The sequence below is a fragment of the Acidaminobacter sp. QWL-03 genome, assembly GCF_058683855.1.
On sequence record NZ_CM178752.1, the window covers coordinates 3,540,296 to 3,562,292 of the forward strand.

At 49.2% G+C, this 21,997-nt stretch carries 20 protein-coding genes and 1 riboswitch; of the genes, 17 read left to right on the top strand and 3 right to left on the bottom strand.

What is annotated here, in order from left to right; genetic code table 11:
• The 13 genes from AC4PHM_RS16350 (at nucleotide 1) to AC4PHM_RS16410 (ending at nucleotide 14,498) form a co-directional block, all read left to right on the top strand.
• On the top strand, nucleotides 1-786 hold the full coding sequence (locus tag AC4PHM_RS16350; RefSeq protein ID WP_492018785.1) for a (2Fe-2S)-binding protein: 786 nt from the start codon (nucleotides 1-3) through the stop codon (nucleotides 784-786).
• Complete coding sequence (locus AC4PHM_RS16355; RefSeq protein WP_492018786.1) at nucleotides 783-1,931, top strand: NAD(P)/FAD-dependent oxidoreductase; 1,149 nt, start codon at nucleotides 783-785, stop codon at nucleotides 1,929-1,931. Before AC4PHM_RS16350 ends, AC4PHM_RS16355 begins: the two co-directional genes overlap by 4 nt.
• A 28-nt stretch (nucleotides 1,932-1,959) precedes the next feature.
• On the top strand, nucleotides 1,960-2,382 hold the full coding sequence (locus AC4PHM_RS16360; protein WP_492018787.1) for a 4Fe-4S binding protein: 423 nt from the start codon (nucleotides 1,960-1,962) through the stop codon (nucleotides 2,380-2,382).
• 51 nt (nucleotides 2,383-2,433) lie between these two features.
• A complete protein-coding gene (locus AC4PHM_RS16365; protein WP_492018788.1) occupies nucleotides 2,434-4,593 on the top strand; it encodes an aldehyde ferredoxin oxidoreductase family protein in 2,160 nt (719 codons plus the stop codon).
• A gap of 113 nt (nucleotides 4,594-4,706) precedes the next feature.
• Entirely contained in the window at nucleotides 4,707-4,904 is a 198-nt protein-coding gene (thiS, locus tag AC4PHM_RS16370) for a sulfur carrier protein ThiS (protein ID WP_492020530.1), read from the top strand.
• A gap of 41 nt (nucleotides 4,905-4,945) precedes the next feature.
• Nucleotides 4,946-5,626 (top strand): HesA/MoeB/ThiF family protein, encoded by a 681-nt coding sequence (locus AC4PHM_RS16375; protein WP_492018789.1) that lies wholly within the window; start codon nucleotides 4,946-4,948, stop codon nucleotides 5,624-5,626.
• A gap of 151 nt (nucleotides 5,627-5,777) precedes the next feature.
• Complete coding sequence (locus AC4PHM_RS16380; protein ID WP_492018790.1) at nucleotides 5,778-7,184, top strand: urease accessory protein UreH domain-containing protein; 1,407 nt, start codon at nucleotides 5,778-5,780, stop codon at nucleotides 7,182-7,184.
• Between the two features lie 53 nt (nucleotides 7,185-7,237).
• Entirely contained in the window at nucleotides 7,238-7,942 is a 705-nt protein-coding gene (locus AC4PHM_RS16385; RefSeq protein ID WP_492018791.1) for a response regulator, read from the top strand.
• On the top strand, nucleotides 7,939-9,381 hold the full coding sequence (locus AC4PHM_RS16390) for a sensor histidine kinase (RefSeq protein ID WP_492018792.1): 1,443 nt from the start codon (nucleotides 7,939-7,941) through the stop codon (nucleotides 9,379-9,381). Before AC4PHM_RS16385 ends, AC4PHM_RS16390 begins: the two co-directional genes overlap by 4 nt.
• 102 nt (nucleotides 9,382-9,483) lie before the next feature.
• A complete protein-coding gene (locus AC4PHM_RS16395) occupies nucleotides 9,484-10,170 on the top strand; it encodes a hypothetical protein (RefSeq protein ID WP_492018793.1) in 687 nt (228 codons plus the stop codon).
• 211 nt (nucleotides 10,171-10,381) lie between these two features.
• Nucleotides 10,382-11,548, top strand: a complete 1,167-nt coding sequence (locus AC4PHM_RS16400) for an iron-containing alcohol dehydrogenase (protein ID WP_492018794.1) — start codon at nucleotides 10,382-10,384, stop codon at nucleotides 11,546-11,548.
• Between the two features lie 138 nt (nucleotides 11,549-11,686).
• Nucleotides 11,687-13,093 (top strand): Trk system potassium transporter TrkA, encoded by a 1,407-nt coding sequence (trkA, locus tag AC4PHM_RS16405; protein WP_492018795.1) that lies wholly within the window; start codon nucleotides 11,687-11,689, stop codon nucleotides 13,091-13,093.
• On the top strand, nucleotides 13,044-14,498 hold the full coding sequence (locus AC4PHM_RS16410; RefSeq protein ID WP_492018796.1) for a TrkH family potassium uptake protein: 1,455 nt from the start codon (nucleotides 13,044-13,046) through the stop codon (nucleotides 14,496-14,498). The genes trkA and AC4PHM_RS16410 overlap by 50 nt, the downstream gene beginning before the upstream one ends.
• Nucleotides 14,499-14,656: 158 nt before the next feature.
• Here the strand turns inward: AC4PHM_RS16410 and AC4PHM_RS16415 are convergent, their stop codons facing one another.
• From AC4PHM_RS16415 to AC4PHM_RS16425, 3 genes are all read right to left on the bottom strand, one after another.
• Entirely contained in the window at nucleotides 14,657-14,815 is a 159-nt protein-coding gene (locus AC4PHM_RS16415) for a hypothetical protein (RefSeq protein ID WP_492018797.1), read from the bottom strand.
• 54 nt (nucleotides 14,816-14,869) lie between these two features.
• Nucleotides 14,870-15,952 carry a M24 family metallopeptidase gene (locus AC4PHM_RS16420; protein ID WP_492018798.1) on the bottom strand — a complete coding sequence of 361 codons (1,083 nt, stop codon included), beginning with the start codon at nucleotides 15,950-15,952 and terminating at the stop codon, nucleotides 14,870-14,872.
• Nucleotides 15,953-16,175: 223 nt separating this feature from the next.
• Nucleotides 16,176-17,765, bottom strand: coding sequence for an ABC-F family ATP-binding cassette domain-containing protein (locus AC4PHM_RS16425; RefSeq protein WP_492018799.1), 1,590 nt, complete (start codon nucleotides 17,763-17,765; stop codon nucleotides 16,176-16,178).
• Between the two features lie 143 nt (nucleotides 17,766-17,908).
• A riboswitch (molybdenum cofactor riboswitch) is annotated at nucleotides 17,909-18,060 on the top strand.
• 155 nt (nucleotides 18,061-18,215) lie between these two features.
• On the opposite strand from AC4PHM_RS16425, the gene AC4PHM_RS16430 reads away from it, so the two are divergent.
• From AC4PHM_RS16430 to AC4PHM_RS16445, 4 genes are all read left to right on the top strand, one after another.
• The gene (locus tag AC4PHM_RS16430; RefSeq protein ID WP_492018800.1) at nucleotides 18,216-19,151 is read left to right on the top strand and encodes an ABC transporter substrate-binding protein; all 936 of its coding nucleotides are present in this window, start codon (nucleotides 18,216-18,218) and stop codon (nucleotides 19,149-19,151) included.
• A 182-nt stretch (nucleotides 19,152-19,333) separates the two neighbouring features.
• Complete coding sequence (locus tag AC4PHM_RS16435) at nucleotides 19,334-20,026, top strand: ABC transporter permease (protein ID WP_492018801.1); 693 nt, start codon at nucleotides 19,334-19,336, stop codon at nucleotides 20,024-20,026.
• A complete protein-coding gene (locus tag AC4PHM_RS16440; RefSeq protein ID WP_492018802.1) occupies nucleotides 20,026-20,697 on the top strand; it encodes an ATP-binding cassette domain-containing protein in 672 nt (223 codons plus the stop codon). The genes AC4PHM_RS16435 and AC4PHM_RS16440 overlap by 1 nt, the downstream gene beginning before the upstream one ends.
• 6 nt (nucleotides 20,698-20,703) lie before the next feature.
• A complete protein-coding gene (locus AC4PHM_RS16445) occupies nucleotides 20,704-21,987 on the top strand; it encodes a molybdopterin molybdotransferase MoeA (protein WP_492018803.1) in 1,284 nt (427 codons plus the stop codon).
• Nucleotides 21,988-21,997: the final 10 nt, after the last annotated feature.

The window sequence follows — 21,997 nt, forward strand, 5'->3', positions numbered from 1 at the left end:
ATGCTCGAAAATACAGGAATACCAACACCTGAGGACATCGACAGCGTTTTTCCGTCTGAAGAGCGTCTGAATCGGGGGGCAATTATTGTCGTCGAATGTTACAAAAAAATTCCATGTAATCCATGTTATACCGCCTGTCATCGCGGAGGCATTCAACCCTTTGAAGACATAAATGATCGGCCGGTTGTTATCGAGGACAATTGCAATGGCTGTGGCCTCTGCATCGGCAAGTGTCCCGGCCTTGCGATCATGGCCGTGGATATGACCTATTCGGATACGGAGGCATTGGTAAAGCTGCCTTATGAATTTCTGCCTATGCCCGAGCCAGGCATGATTATTAAAGGTCTGGACCGAGAAGGAAATTTTATTACGCCTGTCAAAGTCATAAAAGTGTTGAACACCAAGGCTATGGACAGGACGGCGGTGGTCTCTGTCGCCATAGGAAAACCTTTCGTCCGTCAAATTAGAAATATCAAAGTCGAGCCTGTTGAGGTGAGACAGGCGGATGATGACGTGATCATATGCAGATGCTCTGATGTGAGTCTGGGTATGATCAGGGGGCTGATCAGAAAGGGTTACAAGACCTTTGATGAAATTAAGCGGCTCAGCAGGGTAGGAATGGGACCTTGCCAATCCAAAAACTGCGGGCCTATAGTTCTGAAAGAGATCTCGGTCATGACTGGAAAGTCCATGGAGGAACTGACACTGGGTACCTACAGACAGCCTGTAAAATCTCTCAAACTCGGCGAAATTGCAGATGAAGCCGTAAGGGGGCACAGCAAATGATGAAGACAGCAGATGTGGTCATTATTGGCGGCGGGATCTCCGGGTGTGCAACAGCCTATTTCCTGGCGAAAAAAGGTGTGAAAAACATACTCCTGATTGAAAAAGGTTATCTGGCCAGCGGGGCTACCGGCCGCTGTGGCGCCGGCATACGCCAACAGTGGGGGACTGAGCTCAACTGTTTGATTTCAAAACATTCCTGTGATTTCTTTGAAACAGCGAATGAGGAGTTGGAATACGACGGCGACATTGAATTCAAGCAGGGCGGTTATTTATTGGTGACCAGCACCGAGAAAGAGCATGAACAATTTATCAAAAATATTCAAGTCCAAAATCGAATGGGGATCCATTCAAAGCTTTTGAATTTAGAAGAGGCGAAAGAGATCGTTCCTTTCCTCAATACGGAGGGTTTGATTTCCGCGGCATTCCATGAAAAGGATGGCCATCTGAATCCCTTTCATACCACTCAGGCTTTTGCGGACGCCGCGAAACGTCTGGGCGCTACGATCATGACGCATACAGAAGTAACGGGGATTGATATTGAAAACGGAAAAGTCAGGGGCGTCAGAACCAATAAAGGTGATGTGGCTACGGCTGTTGTTCTAAATGCCGCAGGGGGCTATTCACAAAAAATTGCTCAAATGGCGGGCGTGGACCTTCCTGTTTATTCTGAAAGACATCAGATTCTCGTCACAGAACCAATTGAAGAGATTCTTGGACCTATGGTCATGTCTTTTTCTCTGAACATTTATTGTCAGCAAGTCCCCCATGGTGGGATCATCATGGGACGCGGAGATGAGAACGAACCGCGGGACCTCAGAACGACCGGCAGCTGGCAATTCCTCGAGGAAATGGCGCTCAGCGCTACTAAGCTTTTACCGCCGCTCAGAAACGCAAAAGTGCTCAGGCAATGGGCAGGTCTGTACAATATGTCACCGGACCGTCAACCTATTTATGGACCGGTTGAAGAGGTAGAGGGCTTCTATGTTGCGGCTGGTTTCAGTGGTCATGGTTTTATGTTTGGCCCTTCGACAGGTCTGATCATGTCAGAATACATTTTGGGAGAAAAACTGACATTGCCGGTAGAGACATTGACGCTTAGTCGAATTAAACAAAACAAGCTGGTCTTTGAGCCTTCGGTGGTCTAGGATCTAACAAATTTCGGAGGTGAAGGGTTTGAAAATTCTGCAAAAGATAGAAGAGCGGTGCATAGCCTGCAGCGCTTGTGAGATGGCTTGCTCAAACGCCTATTTTAAAGTGAAGGACCGTGAAAAATCCGCGATCCGAATTACCGAGCACGGTCAGGACAAGCGGATTCACGTCTGCAATCAGTGCGGCTTCTGCATTGATATTTGTCCGGTTATGGCCATCAAAAGAGACGCCCTGGGCGTGGTGCGCATCGACAAGAAAAAATGTGTGGGCTGCCTGATGTGCGTGGGCTTCTGCGATGCCTCCGTCATGATGCAGCACGATGAGTTCCAGGAGCCGTTCAAATGTGTGGCCTGCGGCATCTGCGCCGGCGTGTGTCCGGCAGAGGCGCTCTACATTGACAAGGACGCTGCGCAAGCGCCCCTCGAAAAAGTGACCTTTTTCAAGTAAGGCGTGAGCGCCGTAGTAACAGCAGAATTCAAACAGACAGGAGGGCACTCAGTGGAGATCAAAGCCATGAAAGAAGCGCGGACGCTGCTGACAGCGTTCGATTATGAGCCCGCGCCAGTGGAGCGGGGCTATACAGACAGATCCTTACATATCCGGCTGGGAGAGAACCGGGTGGAAGCCAGAGAGGTTCCCGCCCTGGTACGGGAAAAGTTTATAGGCGGCAAGGGCTATGGCCTGAAGCTGCTGTGGGATGCGGTGAAACCGTCGACCAGATGGAACGATCCGGAAAATGCCATCATTGTGGCAGGGGGGCCGGTCTGCGGCATCACCCAGTATCCCGGTTCGGGAAAATCCCTGGTCTGCACCATTTCGCCCATGACGGACATGCCCATTGATTCCAACGTCGGCGGGTACTTTGGTCCCTACCTGAAATTCTCCGGGTATGATGCCCTGGAGATCAGCGGCAAGTCTGAAAAGGACGTCGTCATTTTCATAGACGGCAACAGCGGCCGGGTGACCATAGAAGAAGCGCCTCTGGAGGCGGTGGACGGCCATGTGGTGGCAGAGCAGCTGACGGAGATGTACGCAGAGGATGAGGAAGACAAGAAAAACATTTCAGTGATTTGCGCCGGAACGGCAGCGGAGCATGCCAATATAGGCCTCCTCAACTTCTCGTTTTACGACCTCCGGCGTCAGGCAGCCAGGCTGAAGCAGGCGGGACGCGGCGGCATAGGCCGGGTCTTCAGGGACAAGAAGATCAAGGCGGTCGTCATACGCTTTCGGGGCACCAAAGGCAATCTCAATAAGCCGGCAGACCAAAGCCGGATCAACAAGGCGGGGATCAAGCTCCACCGTCAGATCCACGACCTGGATGATGCCCAGTGCCGTATGCGTCAGATTGGCACGGCCAACATCATAGAGGTCATGGATGCCTATGATCTGCTGCCGACCCACAACTATCAGTACGGCAGTCACCCGGATACCCATAAGATCGCCTCCAATGTCTTTATCGAGAAATACATAACCCAGGGGATGCCGGACGGATGCTGGTATGGGTGCTCGCTCTCCTGCGCCAAGACGGCAGATCATTTTGAACTGAAGACAGGACCCTACAAAGGCCATAAGGTGACCATAGACGGACCGGAATACGAAAACGCGGCGGGTCTTGGCTCCAACTGCGGGATCTTTGATCCGGAAATCATTCTGGAAGCCAATTTCTACTGTGATACCTACGGCGTGGATACCATCTCCTTTGGCACCATTACGGCTTTTGCCATGGAGTGCTATGAGCGCGGGATCATTGACAAAACCCATACCGGCGGTCTTGAGCTGACCTTTGGAAATGCCATGGCGCAGCTGGAGCTGCTGCACCAGATGTCCAGGGGAGAAGGCTTTGGGTATCACATAGGTCTTGGGGTCAGACACCTGAAGCAGTACTTCGCGGAGGAAATTGGGGCGGACCGGGCGTTCCTTGAGGATATTGGCATGGAGCAGAAGGGCCTTGAGGTCTCCGAATACCTGCCAAAGGAATCCCTGGCACAGCAGGGGGGCTATGGCCTGACCAACAAAGGACCACAGCACGATGAAGCCTGGCTGATCTTCATGGATATGGTCAACAACCAGATCCCGACCTTTGAGGATAAGGCAGAGGCACTGCACTACTTCCCAATGTTCCGGACGTGGTTTGGCCTGATGGGTCTTTGTAAGCTGCCGTGGAATGATACGACGCCGGCGAACAATGGCATGACAGACGAGCCGGCGAAGATCCCAGAGCACGTACAGAACTACGTGGACCTTTACAATGGGGTCACGGGGGCTTCCATTGACAAGCACGAGCTGATTCGTCAATCTGAGCGGGTCTACAATTTTCAGCGGGTCTTCAACATCCGGATGGGCAAAGGCCTGCGCGTTCATGACGCCATGCCGTACCGGTCCATGGGTCCGGTGACAGCGCAGGAGTACCTGTCCAGGCAGGAACGGTATGATCAGCAGATGAAAGAACTCATTGGGGTGGACCCGGCAGATAAGTCGGTGGAAGAGAAGATTGCCATAGTGCGGGCGTATCGACAGGACCAGTATGAAAAGCTGACGGACGCGGTTTACAAGCGCCGGGGCTGGACTGCTGAGGGCGTCCCTACAGCAGCGTATCTCAGAGAGATTGGCATGGACCTGCCTGAGGTGCTTGAGGTGGTCACGCCGCTTCAAGTTTAAACTCAAACCCTTAAAGAGGCGAGCGATCGCCTCTTTTTGTTTTGGTGCATGGAAATACTATTGTAGGAACGAATATTCAAAGGTACACTGAAGAGAGTAGAGAGGTGAGAAGGATGATTCAGGTCAACGGCAAGCCTATGGCATGGTCGGAAGGCATGACGGTAGCAAGTATGCTGAAAGAGAAAAACTATATCTTTGCGAAAATTGTAGTCAAAATCAATGGTGTATTTGTACCGGTTGATAAATACGAGTCGACGTCTATTCATGACGGAGATGATGTAAAGGCCATTCATATGCTGGCCGGCGGATAGCCAATAGAAGCAGATAATAGAGATCGGGGGCATGATAAGGTATGGAGAAGCGTTATCAAAGAAACATGAAACTAATGACACAAGATGAGATCACAGCTTTGAAGGAGAAAAAGGTCTGTGTCGTGGGATGCGGAGGATTGGGTGGTTATATTATTGAAATGCTGTCTCGTTTGGGCGTAGGCAACATTACGGCCATTGACGGAGACGTTTTTGACGAAACAAACCTAAACCGTCAGTTATTGTCTGAAGAAGCGCTGATAGGATCCTCCAAGGCAGAGGCTGCAAAGTCTCGAATTCAAAAAGTCAACTCAGAAGTCGAAGTATTCGCCAAAGCAGTCTTTTTAAGAGAAGATAACGCAGTGGCGTTGGTTGCCGGTCATGATGTGGTTGTGGATGCGTTGGATAATATTTCGACGCGCAGAATTCTGGAGAAAGCTTGTTCAATTTCTGAAATACCTTTGATTCACGGTGCCATAGCGGGATGGTATGGTCAGGTGACGACAATCATGCCTGGATCCGGTGTCTTCTCAAAACTGTACCCTGAAACTGCAGAGAAGGGCATTGAAACTGAACTCGGGAATCCTGCCTTCACACCAGCCCTTGTGGCCTCCATTCAGGTCAGCGAAACTTTGAAATTGTTGATAAAAAAAGGAGAACCGTTGATTGGCAGACTGCTCACCTTAAATCTGCTGGACCATGAATACCAGATCTTTGAATATTAGTTTGGGTGCAAACCTAACCGCCTCCACATAATCTCCATAGATCTTTGATAGTATTATGATCTGCCAATACTAACAAAATTGATAGCGTGGATTCACTCGTTATCGCAAAGCTAATAAGAACGGCAGACTATGGTGTTGATGGAGTGAGCGCATGGGCCAACATGAGAAAAAGCTAAGTTTAAGAGTGGACGGCATGACCTGCAGTGCCTGTGAAATCAGAATTGAAAGTGCTTTGGGCGGACTGCCGGGCGTCTTTTCAGTGCAGGCAGACCGTCAAAAGGGAAGCGTCGAGATTGTTTACATTGTTGGACAAACGACGGATGACAAAATCAAAAATAGAATTGCAGCTGTCGGATACAAAGTAATCTCCGCCGGAAACCAAAGAGGCAGTACGCTGCGCGAACATAGTGAAAGTAATGAGACCCAAAATGAAGTTTGGAAAAATGGACAAGGGATCATCTTAGTACTATTAATCTTTGTACTATTTTGGATGCTTCAAAAAATTTCAGGATTGACACTCATCCCTGAAATTACCTCCGAAGCGAGCTATGGCATAATTTTTCTCGTGGGTTTGATGACCTCCGTTCATTGTATCGCAATGTGTGGAGGCATTAACTTATCGCAGTGCATTCAACGTGAGGATCGAGTGTTGCATCAAGGCAGTCACAGCGCTGCAATGAAACCCAGCCTGCAGTATAATGCGGGTCGCGTCGTGTCTTATACTATCCTTGGTGGTATTGTTGGGATGCTGGGACAAGTCGTTGGCTTTGACAACAGCGCAAAGGGCTTTGTAACCATTTTTGCCGGGGCTTTCATGATTCTGATGGGGCTTAATTTGATGGGCGCAGGTTCCTGGGCTGGAAAACTGATACCGCGTCCGCCCGCTTTCATAAAAAACGGACTTATTCGACATAATCGATCTCATAAACCCTTTCTGGTAGGCCTACTCAATGGCTTTATGCCCTGCGGACCGCTGCAGTCCATGCAGTTATACACCTTGGGTACGGGCAGCTTCGCAGCGGGGGCGCTGTCTATGCTTGCCTTCAGTTTGGGTACAGTACCATTGATGTTTGGAATGGGATTTTTGAGTACGTTGATCAGCAGGTCGGTATCACAGAAATTGTTCAGATTGAGTGCCATAATGGTTATTGCGCTTGGTGTCATTATGACTGGCAGAGGACTTAGTCTTGCAGGCATCTCATTTAATCCAGGCATGACTGAAACCGAAATGGAAACCCTTGAGGACTATGGACAAATTGCTGTGGTGAAAGATGGTGTTCAAACCGTCACAATTGACCTTCATCCCGGATACTATGAACCCATTGTCGTGCAAAAGGGCATTCCGGTCAGGTTTAATATAAAGGCCGCAGAGGGCTCACTTAATGGATGCAATGATGCGGTGCAGATCCCTGAGTTTAATATTCAAAAGCCATTAATGGTTGGAGACAACTGGATCGACTTTGTTCCGGAGCAAGCGGGTGTATTTCCATTCTCTTGCTGGATGGGGATGATTCGCAGTGAGATTTTGGTAGTGGATTCATTGAGCAATTCGAACTGAACGCGGTTCAGTCAAGGCGTGGCAATGGTGATGGGCAAAGGAGTGAAATGTTAATGACGCGAAAGACTAAAATCCTGCTAATTGAAGATGAGGCGAGCCTGGCAGAGGTTATCAGGGAGTATCTCGCAGCGAGTGGCTATGACGTCATTACAGCCCACAATGGAACCAGAGGAATAGATTTGGCGCGTCGTGAAGAGCCGGCGCTGATCCTCCTGGACCTCATGCTGCCCGATCTCCCGGGCGAAGAAGTATGTACGGCCATCCGCAAATGGTCCCGTGTCCCCATCATTATGCTCACAGCCAAATCTCAGGAAGAAGATCTGCTGAGCGGGCTTGGACTCGGCGCAGACGATTATGTGACCAAACCTTTCAGCCCCAGACAGCTTGTGGCCAGGATCGCCGCGCTGCTCAGACGGAGCTCGGAGGATCCAACGCTGCTTTCGAACCGCATGTCCTATCAGAACGGCGACCTGGTTATAGACACGCTCGCCCATGAAATATGGAAATCCGGCAACAAGGTCTCATTGACGCCCAATGAGTACAAAATACTACTGGCATTAGCCTGCTATCCCAGAAAGGTCTTCACGCGTGCTGAGCTGATTGAAATTGCTTTGGGCAGTGATTATGACGGCTTTGACAGAGGCGTGGATTCCCACATTAAAAACATCAGGCAAAAAATTGAAACAGATTCGAAAGCCCCTCAGTATATCAGGACAGTTCACGGTATTGGGTACCGTTTTGGCGGTGATGTGGATTGAACAGACTTGTAACGAAGCTTAGAACTCGAATGGTCGTATCCCATATAACCATTGCGCTGATCGCGGTTGGACTGATCAGTCTGTTGTCCAATTTATTTCTGGAACAGCAATTTCAGGATTATGTGACGCGTAAAATCGATAGCAGACATTTGGAGATTGTCGATCAGATCGAGAAGTTGTATCAGTCTGAGGATGAATGGAATGTGGCGCTGATTGAGACCATCGGCATGAGCGCTTTGGGGGAGGGACTGATTCTCCGGGTTGAAAATTTAGGCGGGAAAGAAATTTTCAGCGCACGCGCCATGGACCACATGATGTGTGATCTCATGCTCAATCAGATTTCGGAGAATATGCGTTCGCGCTATCCACAGTGGCAGGGAGAATATGTTGAAGTGCCCTACCCGCTGATGGTCGACGGACAGAAGGTCGGCGTGGTTGAGATTGGATTCTTTGGACCCTATTTTTATTTGGAGTCGGACCTCAAGTTTCTGCATACTTTGAATCGGATTTTGCTGGCGGCTGGGATCATCAGTTTCCTGACAGCTGCAGGTGTGGCGATCCTGATATCCAAAAGGCTCACGCGGCCAATTCTGCGTGTCACAGCAGCAACGCAGCGCATAGCTGAGGGGCATTATGACGAGCGCATAGGCAGTGTGGAAGTGCGTACGCACACCTTGGAGATAGACACTATGACAAAGAGTGTGGATCATTTGGCGCAGACCCTTGAGCAGCAGGCTATTCTGAGAAAAAGACTGACCTCGGATGTCGCCCATGAGCTGAGAACGCCGCTTTCGACGGTGCAAATCCATCTTGAAGGCATGCTGGACGGGATCTTCAAGCCGGATGAATACAGACTCTCCCTGTGTCACGAGGAAATCAAGCGGCTTCAGCGACTGGTGGGCGACCTGGAGCAGCTTTCCCGGGTGGAGCAGGATATGAGCCTCCTGCAGAAGAAGCCCTTTGATTTGGCGGAACTCGTGCTACAGCAGGCAGAACTTCACCGAAATCAGGCAGCTTTAAAATCCATCGATTTGAAAGTCAAGAGCATAAAAAGCGAGGATCAGCCGATGGTCTTGAGCGGCGACCGCGACAAGATCAGCCAAGTCCTCGTTAATATTCTTGCCAATAGTATAAAGTTCACCCCCGAAGGCGGCAGCATTGAGATTGATTGTCGTAGAGAAGGCGGTGCAGCTCTCCTTCAGGTGACGGACACCGGAGTGGGGATTGCCGAGAAAGACTTAGCCTTTGTCTTTGAACGATTCTACCGCGTGGATCCATCCAGAAGCCGGGGCACCGGCGGTGCGGGGATAGGGCTGACAATCAGCAAGACCATTGTCGAGGCCCACGGCGGAAAAATTGAAATTAAAAGCCCTGGTCTTGGCTGCGGCACGCAAATTGTGATCAGACTCCCTATAGAACCATTAAATCTCCACAATTAAACGGTATACTCGGAGTTGCAGCTGGCAGTGGGGCTCGACACATTTTGAAAACAAACAGCCTGTCAGTCAGTCTTATCAAAATCCAATTCTGGGGGAAGTTCAATGAAAAAGAGAGTTTTATTCAGCAGTGTTTTTGTTATTACCGCTTCGTTAATATTGACCGGATGCGGTTCCACAGACGTGGTTGCCAGCTCAGCGGTGACATCATTTGAAGCCATGGCGAACAAAGAGGCAGTACAAATTCAGACAGCAGATATTGGGGATGTGGCGTATTGGCGTCTTCAAGCGTCCGAAGCCGCCGTGTTTGTGCTCGGAAAGAGCGCTGAGGCTGATCTGGACATCGCCATTGAGGTGGATGCGGCACCGTTCATAAACGCGGGTTTAAATCCGTCTCTGTTGTCTGAAGACCGCTATAGCTTTGATCCAGCGACCAATCGATTATCTGTAGTCGGCAGCCTGGGGGATACACCGTTGGGCGGCGCACCTGGTGACACCATTGCAAAGACCTTTGAACAATGGGTGAAGGGTTACAGAAAGTCCATAGGCTATCATGCGCCCATGGATCACTTCGGCATCAGCCTAGGTGACGGTAATATGTTGGAGTGGGCAAAAACGCTGGAAACCAATGATAAAGATCTCGTCTTTGTCCTGAATCCGGAGCCACTCATTCAGGCGGGCGTTGACCCTGCAAAGCTCGAAAATTGGGTTTTTGGTGAAGTGGAAGTCATGGATGAAGCCGGTAAAGCGGTCATGGTGGAAAAGTTTCTGATGGTTTATAGTTTTGACTAATTTGTGTTCATAAAATGACGGGGAAGAGGAGACCGACAGTTCAAGGTCTGCTCTTCCGCTTTTTTTGAAGCGTTGCTTCTGCAATGACGTTCATGGTAAAATTGAAGCAGAATTGAAATGGATTTCCAGTTCGGCACAGCACATCAACACACTGATGATTCCAGGTGTAGATTAAACGGGATCAACACACAATAAAGGAGAGACAAAATCCATGTTGAATTTCAAATATTACAGTCCGACGTCTGTCATTTTCGGGAATGATGCCGTTGACAAATTAGGAAAACAAATTGCGCCAGAGGTAAAGACAGTGCTGTTTCATTATGGCGGAGGGAGCATTAAGAGAAGCGGTCTGTATGATCAGGTCCAGAGCATCTTAAAGGAAAAGCAGGTCAAGGTTGTCGAACTTGGCGGGGTAGAGCCCAATCCAAAGCTTACCCTTGTCAGAGAGGGGATCACGCTTTGTCGTGAACATCAAGTGGATCTGATCCTGGCAGTTGGCGGCGGCAGTGTCATTGATTCTGCAAAGGCCATTGGTATTGGCGTGAATTATGAAGGCGATATCTGGGACTTTTTTGTGGGAAAAGCCCAACCAAGTTCGTGCGTGCCAATAGGCGTCATATTGACGATTCCCGCGACCGGCAGCGAGACCAGTCCAAATTCTGTTGTAACTAAAGAGGAAGGTCTGATGAAACGCGGTGTGAAGTCAGACTTGATTCGACCGGCATTTGCCATTTTGAATCCGGAGCTGACGCTGACCCTTCCGGAGGAGCAAACCTTTGCGGGGATCATGGACATATTGTCCCATGTCTTCGAACGTTACTTTACAACGACCACTCCAGTGGATGTGACAGACCTGATGTGTGAAGGCGTTATGAAAGCGACCATTGAGAACGCTTACAAGCTTCGAAACAATCCGAATGATTATGACGCGCGGGCGGAAATAATGCTTGCGGGAACAGTGGCCCACAACGGCATCCTGGGTGTTGGTCGTTTGGAGGATTGGGCAAGTCACAGGATCGCCCACGAAATCACGGCTTTGTATGGAACGACTCATGGCGTGACGCTTGCGATTATTTTCCCGGCATGGATGAAATACGTGTCTGCTGAAAGGCCTGATAAGTTTGTACAATTTGCCCAGCGCGTCTTTGGGGTCTCGCGCGAGGCATTCACTGATCCGGCAGAGCTTGCCAATGAAGGGATTCGAAGATTTGAGGCATTCCTCTCTGATATGGGATTGCCAAAATCTTTTAAGGAGGCAGGCTTGCCGGCAGATCAGCTCGATCTCATGACAGAAAAAGCCACTCTCTTTGGTGCTCTGGGGGGATACAAAAAGCTTGAGGCAGCAGATGTCAAAGGAATTTATAAAATGGCGCTGTAATCGTTGGACACTGGTATGGCTGTATGGTAAAATGATTTCATCTACTCAGTGACTGTCAACAAAATAAGAAAATTGACTCAGGCTGCAGAAATTATGTTCTGCAGCCTTCAAGTATAATTCGGAAAGGTGAGGGCTCTCATGAAAATCATGATCATAGGTGCCGGAAAACTAGGTTACCGGCTTGCCGAAACCATGATGAACGAACAAATCGACATTACCCTGGTCGACACTAATCCCAAAACCGTTGAACGCGTTCAGGACCACCTGGATGTCCTGGCAGTCCTGGGAAATGGTCTCGACATGGAGACCTTAAGAGATCTGAGCATTCAAACCTATGACATGATGATCGCAGTGACGGGGATTGATGAGGCCAACACTATCATTTGCTCAATTGCAAAAAAGCTTGGGGTCAAGCGGACTATTGCCAGAATCCGAAATCCTGAATATATCAGACAAAAAGAATATTTGACTGTGGACATGGGCATAGATCATATTGTCAACCCTGATCTGGCAACAGCTCATGAAATGCTGAGGTTTTTAATGAAGGGTTATCATTTCCATACAGGTGACTATGCCAAGGGCAAAGTCACCATGATGGATATTAAAGTCAACCAGCTTCAGGATTTGATCGGAAAAAAAATCATGGACCTCGTCAATTTTGAAGGACTCTTGATCACTGCCATCAAACGGGAAGGCACGATCCTGATTCCTGACGGCACAACCGTACTCAAGCCTGATGATTTGCTTTATATCATTGGGAAAACACATCGCTTGAATGAGTTTGTCAAGCGTTTCAAGCTTTGTCTGGATGTACGGCCGGTGAAAGATGTCATGATTTTTGGCGGCGGTAATATTGGGTTCTATCTTGGCAGTCAGCTGCTTCAAAACAATGTCAACGTCGTCATAGTCGAGCAGGATCGTGACCGGTGTTTCTATTTGAGCAACAAACTTCCGGAAGCTGTCGTGATCCATGGAGACGGCACCGACCTTCAGCTACTCGAAGAGGAGTCGCTGGCTCAAATGGACGCCTTTGTAGGGGCAACGGGATATGACGAGCAGAACCTCCTCATGGCAATCATGGCGAAGCAGGAGGGCGTTGACAAAACCATTGCGAAGATCTCACGCTCGAGTTATGTGAACCTGATTGACAAGCTGAATATCGATTTTTCATTAAATCCCATTGATATCACAGTCAGTGAAGTTCTGAAATATGTCCGGGGCGGTTTAATCGTCTCTGTAACCATGCTGTTGGAACGCCAAGCGGAGGTTGTCGAGGTAATCGTTAATGACAATCTCGACTGCGTGAATGAAAAAATTAAAGATTTGAGATTGCCAAAAGGTATTATTATTGGCGCGATCCTGCACAATCATCAAGTGGTCATTCCGAATGGCGAAACAGTTATTTATGCAGGTGACCGGCTTGTTATTTTCAGTTTGAATACCTCTGTGGAAGCACTTCAAAAATTTATTCGACCAAATGATGGAGGTCTTCTCCGTGAATTATGGAATCGTACTAAAGGTCCTAGGAAATCTTCTGTTTCTTGAATCTGCTCTCATGATGCCGTCTTTGATGATCGCGCTGGGGCTCGGTGACCCCGATCTCATGGCCTTTGTGATTACAGTGGCATTTACAATGACGGCAGGTTTTGTCATGAGCAGAATTCAGGTAAATAAGCAAAAGATGAAGGTCCGCGAAGGATTGTCCATTGTGACACTGGGCTGGGTGGTGTTCTCAATTTTTGGCGCCTTGCCATTTGTGTTATCTGGTACGCTAAATTTTGTAGACGCCTTTTTCGAAGTCGTGTCGGGCTTTACAACAACTGGGTCCACAGTTGTGACGGATATTGAAATTCTGCCGAAAGGTTTACTGTTTTGGCGTTCACTGACACACTGGATTGGCGGTATGGGGATCCTGATTTTTACAGTGGCTTTTATGCCGACCCTCGGCTCTGGAACCTTTCATTTGTTCAAAGCGGAATCCCCCGGTCCAACGGCAGATAAAATTGCACCTCGAATGAAGGATACGGCCGTCATACTCTATACCACTTATATTGTGATAACGCTCATAGAAATCATTCTCCTCAAACTGGGCGGCATGTCGTTATATGAATCGGCACTGCATACCTTTGGTACTGTCGGCACAGGCGGATTCTCGACCAGAAATGCCAGCGTAGGGGCCTTCAACAGCACCTATATCCACCTTGTCATCGCATTTTTCATGATGTTCAGCGGCGTGAACTTTTCACTATATTACAAGGCTTTTAAAGGCAAATGGCAAGAGGTTTTACATAATGAGGAGCTGAGATTATATCTTGGCATTATTTCATTGGCGACGCTGGCTATTACCTTGAATCTTACATTCAGTATTTATGATAGTGGATGGATCGCTCTTCGAGATGCTTTTTTCCAGGTAAGTTCCATAATTACAACAACAGGCTATGCGACCGCAAACTTTGATTTATGGCCGGATTTCAGCAAAAGCATATTGTTTTTATTGATGTTTACCGGTGCCAGCGCGGGCTCCACGGGTGGCGGCATCAAAATCATCAGGATTCTATTTTTGTTTAAACTGATCAGACGAGAAATTTCAAAGATTTACCATCCTAGAGCTATGCTCCCAATCCGCATTGGAGGCAAAGCGTTGTCCGGTGACATAAATGTGAGTATCGCGAGTTTTTTTGCACTTTACATTGTGGCATTCGTAGGCGGAACGGTTTTAATTTCACTGGAAGGGCATGGTTTGGTCAGTGCGGCGAGCGCAGTTGCTGCGTCTATCGGCAATATTGGTCCTGGTTTTGACTTCGTTGGACCAACACAGACCTACGCAAATTTCAGTGATCCATCCAAGTTGCTGTTATCTTTCCTCATGCTGATTGGGCGTCTCGAGCTCTATACAGTCATAGCGCTGATTGTTCCAGGGCAGCTCCGCGAGAGGGTGTTCCAGTCTTAACAACATGCTCAAATCATAGCTTGAGAGGTTTAGTAAAAAAGAATTATACTTTATTATGCCAATAAAAAAGGGTGCCTGGTTTTCTCTGAAAACTAAGCATCCTTTTTAAATGGGTGGTTCAATCATCTTTAGGGGATTTATTAGCCGCTCGCTAAAATTTAGCGAGGGCGTCCAAAAAAGAAGGGAGAGGCGAGGATAAACCCAACAAGAATACCTGCGCCGGCCTTGACGTAATCGCCCTGGAACAAGTAAATAATGCCGAAGACCACTAAAGCTATTCCGCCTGCCAGCGGGGCATAATGTTTGATCTTATTCATATATGTCGCCTCCAAAAATGATAGTCTGTACTGGGACCAGCGCTGATGCGCAGTTTAACCAATGACGGTCAGTGCTTTTGTGAAATGATTCAAGACGTCGCATCCGGTTTCTGTGACAAGGACCAGGTCCTCAATCCGAACGCCAAATTCGTTTTGGAGATAGATTCCCGGTTCAATGGAAAATACCATGCCCGGCTCGAGGCGTGCGGTATTGACGGAGGAGACATCCCCGAACTCGTGGACTTCAATGCCAATGGAATGACCGGTACGATGCGTAAAGTAAGCCCCATACCCACCGGCTTCGATGACCTGTCGCGCCGCAGCATCGACATCACAGAACCGGGCGCCGGGGCGAACCGCAGCAATGGCAGCAAGGTTGGCCTGATGCACAAGGTCGTAAACCTGGCGGGCCTTTTCAGAGACGGTTTTGTAGAAAAACGTCCGGGTCATATCCGAGCAATAGTCGTCTTTGATACAACCTATATCGCAAATGACAGACGCCCCCGGCTGAATCATTGCATTTCCTGTATCGTGATGCGGCAGTGCTGCGTTGGCGCCAAAGGCAATGATGGGTGTAAAAGAAATACCATCCGTACCTAATACCCTATAGGTTTCCTTCAAAAGGCGGCTGAGTTCAAGCTCGGTGCATCCCTCCTCGACAGAGGAGGCCAGAACGTTCATAGCCTGATCATTCAGTTCAGAGGCTTTTCTCATCAGTGCCTGCTCGTCGACATCTTTGATCAGCCGAACTGAATCCACAGCCTGAGAGCCATTGATAAAAGCAGCATGCGGAAGCTTTTCCATAAGCGGCAGCAAAAAGCGCGCCGGCCAGGTTTTATCCACCCCTATGTCGCCTTCGTCTGTCATAAACTCAGCGAGCAGAGAAATGTTGTCATCCGTGTCGCTGAAATAGGTAATTTGAAGGCCTGAAGCATCTTTCACCTGAATTGGGAAGAGCCCATTGACAAATAAACGCTTCTCACCGCTCAAATTCAGATAGAGTACGAGCATTCTTTCACCCGGATGAATCCATTCTCCAGTTAGATAAAAAATGGAAGCGGGATCAGAAATAAGTAATTGTTCCATTTGGGTTTGATGCATATAATCCGTTACTTGGTCTAATCTCAACTGGTTCACTTTTACCCCTCCACGCTCAGAACTATTCTAATTATAACAGGTTGAGCAGGGCAAGTGGTACTGATCTTTATGCCAGAGCATGAATTTTGCCGATGGTTTCAAGACCGGCAAAAAGGCCTGTAACATTGTGCCCCTAAGATCAGATCCACAAAAAAGAAAATTGGATCGAACTGCAGACGGAAGTCGGCTGCAGTTAAAACCAATTTTCTATTGATGAAGCTTTTTATTTACCTTTACTCTCGAGATATTCGTCGAAGGTCATCAATCTGTCAACCATACCTGCAGGGGAGAGTTCAATAATGCGGTTGGCCACAGTTTGGATGAGCTCATGGTCGTGGGAGGACAATAGAATGTTGCTGCTGTAAGCGCCCAAGCCGTTGTTGAGGGCGGTGATGGATTCGAGATCCAAGTGGTTTGTCGGTTGGTCAAGGACCAGGACATTTGCACCCGAAAGCATCATTCGGGAGAGCATGCAGCGCACGCGCTCGCCGCCGGAAAGCACTGTAGCGGATTTGAGCGCCTCTTCGCCTGAAAACAGCATGCGTCCCAGGAAGCCGCGGATATACGTTGCGTCTTTTTCCACGGAGTATTGTCTGAGCCAATCCACGAGATTCAGATCGACATCATTGAAGAACTCCGAGTTGTCTTTTGGAAAATAGGACTTTGTAATGGTGACACCCCATTTGATCGTACCGCTGTCGGGCTCGAGCTCGCCCATCAGGACTTTGAAAAGGACGGTGTTGACCAGCTCGTTGTCACCGACAAACGCGATCTTGTCACCCTTACGTACGGTAAAGCTGACATCCTTAAACATGAGCTCGCCGTCGATGGACTTGGAGAGATCTTCGACAATCAGAATGTCATTGCCAACCTCGCGGTCAGGTTTGAAACCTACAAACGGATAACGTCTTGTGGAAGGCTGAATATCATCCAGCGTAATCTTATCCAAAAGTTTTTTCCTGGAAGTTGCCTGTTTCGATTTTGAGGCGTTGGCGCTGAACCGTGTGATAAAATCCTGAAGCTGCTTGATCTTTTCTTCTTTTTTCTTATTTTGGTCCTTGGACATCTGAAGCGCCAATTGGCTGGATTCATACCAGAAATCATAGTTGCCCACAAACATCTTGATCTTCCCAAAGTCGACGTCTGTCACATGGGTACAGACTTTGTTCAAGAAGTGCCGGTCGTGGGAAACGACTATGACGGTACCTTCGAAGTCGATCAGGAAATCCTCCAGCCAATTGATGGACTGGATGTCGAGGTTGTTGGTAGGCTCGTCCAGGATCAGGACGCCAGGCTTGCCGAACAGAGCCTGCGCAAGCAAAACCTTGACTTTTTCGGAGCCCATGAGCTCGGACATTTTTTTGTAGTGCATGTCCGTTGTGATGCCCAAACCTTGAAGCAGGGATGAGGCTTCTGACTCAGCTTCCCAACCACCCATTTCGGCAAATTCGTGCTCGAGCTCAGCGGCGCGCATACCGTCTTCGTCAGTGAAATCTTCTTTCATGTAAATTGCGTCTTTTTCTTTCATGACCTCGCTAAGCCGCGGATTGCCGAGAATGACCGTTTCCATGACTTCGTTCTGGTCAAATTCAAAGTGGTCCTGTTTCAGGACAGACAGTCTTGTGCCGGACGCGACAATAACTTCGCCGGTATTAGGCTCGAGGTCGCCGGACAGGATCTTTAGAAAGGTACTCTTTCCGGCGCCGTTTGCGCCTATGACACCATAACAGTTGCCGGGAATAAATTTTAAGTTGACGTCTTCAAAGAGCTTGCGCTCGCCAAAACGCAGACTGACGTTGGATACTGTAATCACAATGCATCTTCCTCAATTCATTATTTGTACAACTTAGCATTATATCATAAAAGTTGCTTTTGTGCTCATAAAACTGAATTGACGCAAAATTCGCATTGTAGGCGGATTTATGGCATGCTATACTGAAAACAGCGGTTCACAACTTAATGCGCTTTTTTCGAGCTGAATAGCCTAAAGCATACGGTCAAACCTGAAACATTCGGACTGACAGGTTGTGTCATGGCATTCAGCCGCCGGGTCACAGGAGAAATTCTGGGGCCTCCCACTTGAGGAAAGGAAAAAGCCCTATACGAACTTTTAAGGACAGGTCATTACATAGGCGACGTGACTCGCGGAGTCAAAAGACGCCAACACTGCGTGACTATGACATTCGTGTACTTAAAAGATCTGACTTCGGGCGTCCTTTTTTTGAGGATGTTTTTTTATCCCCAAAATCTAGGAGGCAATCAAATGAAAAAGAAAATTTGGTCAAAGTCAAAAAAATCAATCAACACCATGTTGCTGACAATGCTGCTCTTGTGGCTCATCCTGTTTGGCGCGGGCTGCAGCCAGTCGTCCCCGGCGGAAGTGCCAGCCGAGACACCTGCCGAGACACCTGCTGAATCGCCAGCTGAAACGACGCTTCCTTCCCTGGAGGGTCAGACCCTGATTCTTTCTACCACGACGAGTACCCAGGACAGCGGTCTTCTGGAGTTCATCCTTCCGGATTTCGAGGCTAAAACCGGTGCTGAAGTCAAAGTGGTTGCCGTGGGTTCCGGTGCGGCGATTCAGATGGGCGTCGACGGAGAAGCGGATGTCCTGTTGGTTCATGCTAAGGCAGATGAAGAAAAATTTGTGGCTGATGGTCATGGACTACAGCGGTTCTCAGTTATGTACAACGATTTTGTCGTTGTGGGACCATCGGCAGACCCTGCAGCACTTAAAGGGGCATCCTTCGCGAATGCAGGCGAAGCCCTCAAACAGATCATGGACAAAGGCGCGTCCTTTGTTTCCAGAGGGGATGACTCAGGCACCCACAAAAAAGAGAACAGCCTTTGGAAATTGGCGGACATGACGCCATCCGGCGATCAGTACGTGTCAGCGGGCAAAGGGATGGGCGACGTTCTTCAAATGGCGGACGAGCTTCAAGCTTACACGCTCACTGACCGGGCGACTTATCTCAGCATGAAGGATAATCTGGAGCTTGAGATCGTCACGGAAGGTCTGGATGGACTGCTCAATCCTTACGGTGTCATAGCTGTCAATCCTGACAAGAATCCACAAATCAATGCAGAAGCAGCTCAGGCCTTCATTGATTGGATCGTTTCAGATGAGGTACAGACGCTGATTGGAGAATATGGCGTGGAGAAGTTTGGCGCGCCGCTGTTCTTCCCGGACGCGGAATAGTTTGACTTGTGGACCGCTGCTACACCATGAAACAAAGGAAGAGGGTCTCTGCGGCTTGCGCCTATCGACCCCCTCTTCCGCAATTATGAAGATGATTTCGACAGGCTTAAGACGCAACAGGCCAAGGCCACGGCGACCTTTGGCCTGTCGACCAGTATTATTCGCAAAGGAGGGAAAACAGATTGGACTATATCGCTGATGGTTTTAAGGAAGCTTTTAATCTGTTGATCTCCATGGATCCAGAGGTGTACAGCGTCATAGGCTTGTCCCTCGTCGTTTCGACATTGTCAGCCTTGATCGCGGGTATTCTTGGAACTGTGATTGGCATTTACACAGGCCTCAAGGCGTTTAGTGGAAAACGTCTCTATGCCAGAATCCTTTATACTATGATGGGACTGCCGCCGGTGGTCGTTGGACTTCTGGTGGCCATCCTGCTCTCCCGCCGCGGGCCTATGGGTTCCCTGGAACTGATTTTTACCCCCACGGCTATGGTCATAGCCCAGGTCATCCTGGTCACGCCTATTGTGACGGGCATTGTCTTCAATGTCACCGTCAAAAGGGGCAGAGAGGTCTATGAGCTGGGGAAGACCCTGGGTGGCGGTCATGTGGCGATCCTCGGACTCTTTCTGAAAGAGCTGAAAGCAGAACTCATAGCGGCTTTCATCACGGGATTTGGCCGGGCCGTCTCAGAGGTAGGGGCTGTTATGATTGTAGGCGGTAATATTCAAGGCCATACACGGGTCATGACGACCTATATAGCTATGAATAACAGCATGGGCAATTACGCAAAATCCATAGCAATGGCTATAGTGCTTCTCAGCTTGTCCTTTCTGGCGAATGCATTTGTCTATCACGCCGCTGGGGAGGAGAACTGATGGAGCTCAGAATAGAAGCACTGGTCAAGCGCCACGGAAAGCGGCTTTTATTTGACATTGAAAATCTCAGACTGCCTTCAGGCGGGCTGTACGGACTGATGGGACCGAATGGCGCCGGTAAGACAACGCTGCTCAAAATGGCAGCAGGTCTTGAAAAGCCGGATCATGGAAGGTTTCTTTACGACGGTCGCGCCTGGCATAAAGGTCTGTTTACCGAAACGACTTATCTCAGTCAAAAGGCATATATGATGAACGCAACGGTTGAGGACAACGTGGGTTGGCCCCTTGAAGTGAGGGGCGTCAGAGGACTGGAACGGGACAAAAGAGTCAGGCTTGCCCTGGAACGGATGGAAATTCCGGAACTCTCCCACCGAAAAGCGACGACGCTTTCCGGCGGAGAAGCCCAGAAGGTGGCATTGGCAAGAGCCTTGGTCTTTGAGCCCAGACTTCTTCTTATGGACGAGCCAGCCGCCAGCCTGGACCGACAGGCAACGGAACTCTTTGAGTCCAGGCTGATGCAGTATCACAAAGAAACCGGCGCGACCATAATTCTGGTGACACACAGCGCAGAGCAAGCTCAAAGATGCTGTAAAGAGCTGCTGTGGCTCCAGGAGGGCCGACTGGAAATTTCAATGCTGCAAGGCGTCAATAAACTACACTACACGAGGTGATGGATTTTGGATCTTTTTAACGTCATGACACTACGCGAAATTTCAGCAAAGTTAAATGAAATCTTCACGGAAACCACACTGCGTGAGGAAAGTCTTCCCCTTGAGAAAGCACTCGGCAGAATTCTTGCTGAAGATCAAACAGCTGCTGAGGATGTCCCGCATTTCACAAGATCCGTTGTGGACGGCTATGCGGTGAGAGCCAAGGATACCTTTGGTGCCAGCGAGAGCATCCCGGGGTTTCTGAATCTTGTGGGCGCTGTTGAAATGGGAAAGCCTGCGCTGCAGTCTGTTAAGTCCGGTGAAGCCATTTATGTCCCCACGGGAGGTGCGCTGCCTGATGGTGCGGATGCGGTGGTTATGATTGAGTACACGGAGCTTTTTGGCGCTGGTCAGATTGCGATCCATCGACCATCGGCACCACTCGAGAATGTGATGTCGAAAGGAGATGACCTGGCCAGCGGTGAAATCGTCCTGAGGCGCGGTACCAGACTCAGGCCACAGGACCTTGGGGTTTTGTCGGCCCTTGGGATCGACAGGGTTCAGGTGTTTGCGCCTTTTCAGGTCAGCGTCCTGTCGACGGGGGATGAAATTGTGCCCGTAAGGGAAAAGCCAACCCCCGGCCAAATACGGGACATCAACAGCTACACCATTTCCGGGCTGATTGAAGGGGCAGGCGGATGTGTGAAACGTGCGGTCCTCGTGAAAGATGATTTTAACGCGCTGAAATTGGCAGTCGCTGAGGCGCTCGCGGACAGTGACCTGGTACTGCTCTCGGGAGGCAGCTCCGTAGGTGAGAAGGATTACACGCAAAAGGTGATCCAGTCCTTCGAGGACTCGGAAATCCTGGCTCATGGCCTGGCAATCAAGCCTGGGAAGCCAACCGTTGTGGCAAGAGTTGGCGGCGTCCCTGTCTTTGGCCTTCCCGGTCAGCCCGCTTCGGCCATGATGATTTTCAAGGCGGTCGTTGAGCCGCTCCTGCAGAAACTGACAGGAGAAGCGCTTTTTATTTTAACCGATGGTTCCGAAAACCTACATAACGACAAACTCGCATCCCTGCTTCGAACTCGGACGGTGACTGCAGTCGCGTCATCGAACATTCATGCGGCACCTGGCAGGACAACCTTCCAAATGGTTTCCCTGGAGCGCAGATCAGGCAGTTTGGCGGCCATCCCTGTCCACGGCAAGTCGGGCATGATTTCATTGATGAGCAGAGCAGACGGCTATATTCAGATCGAACCGGAACAGGAAGGGATCCTGCAGGGCGAAGTCGTGCAGGTCATTCTGTTTTAAACCCAAATTT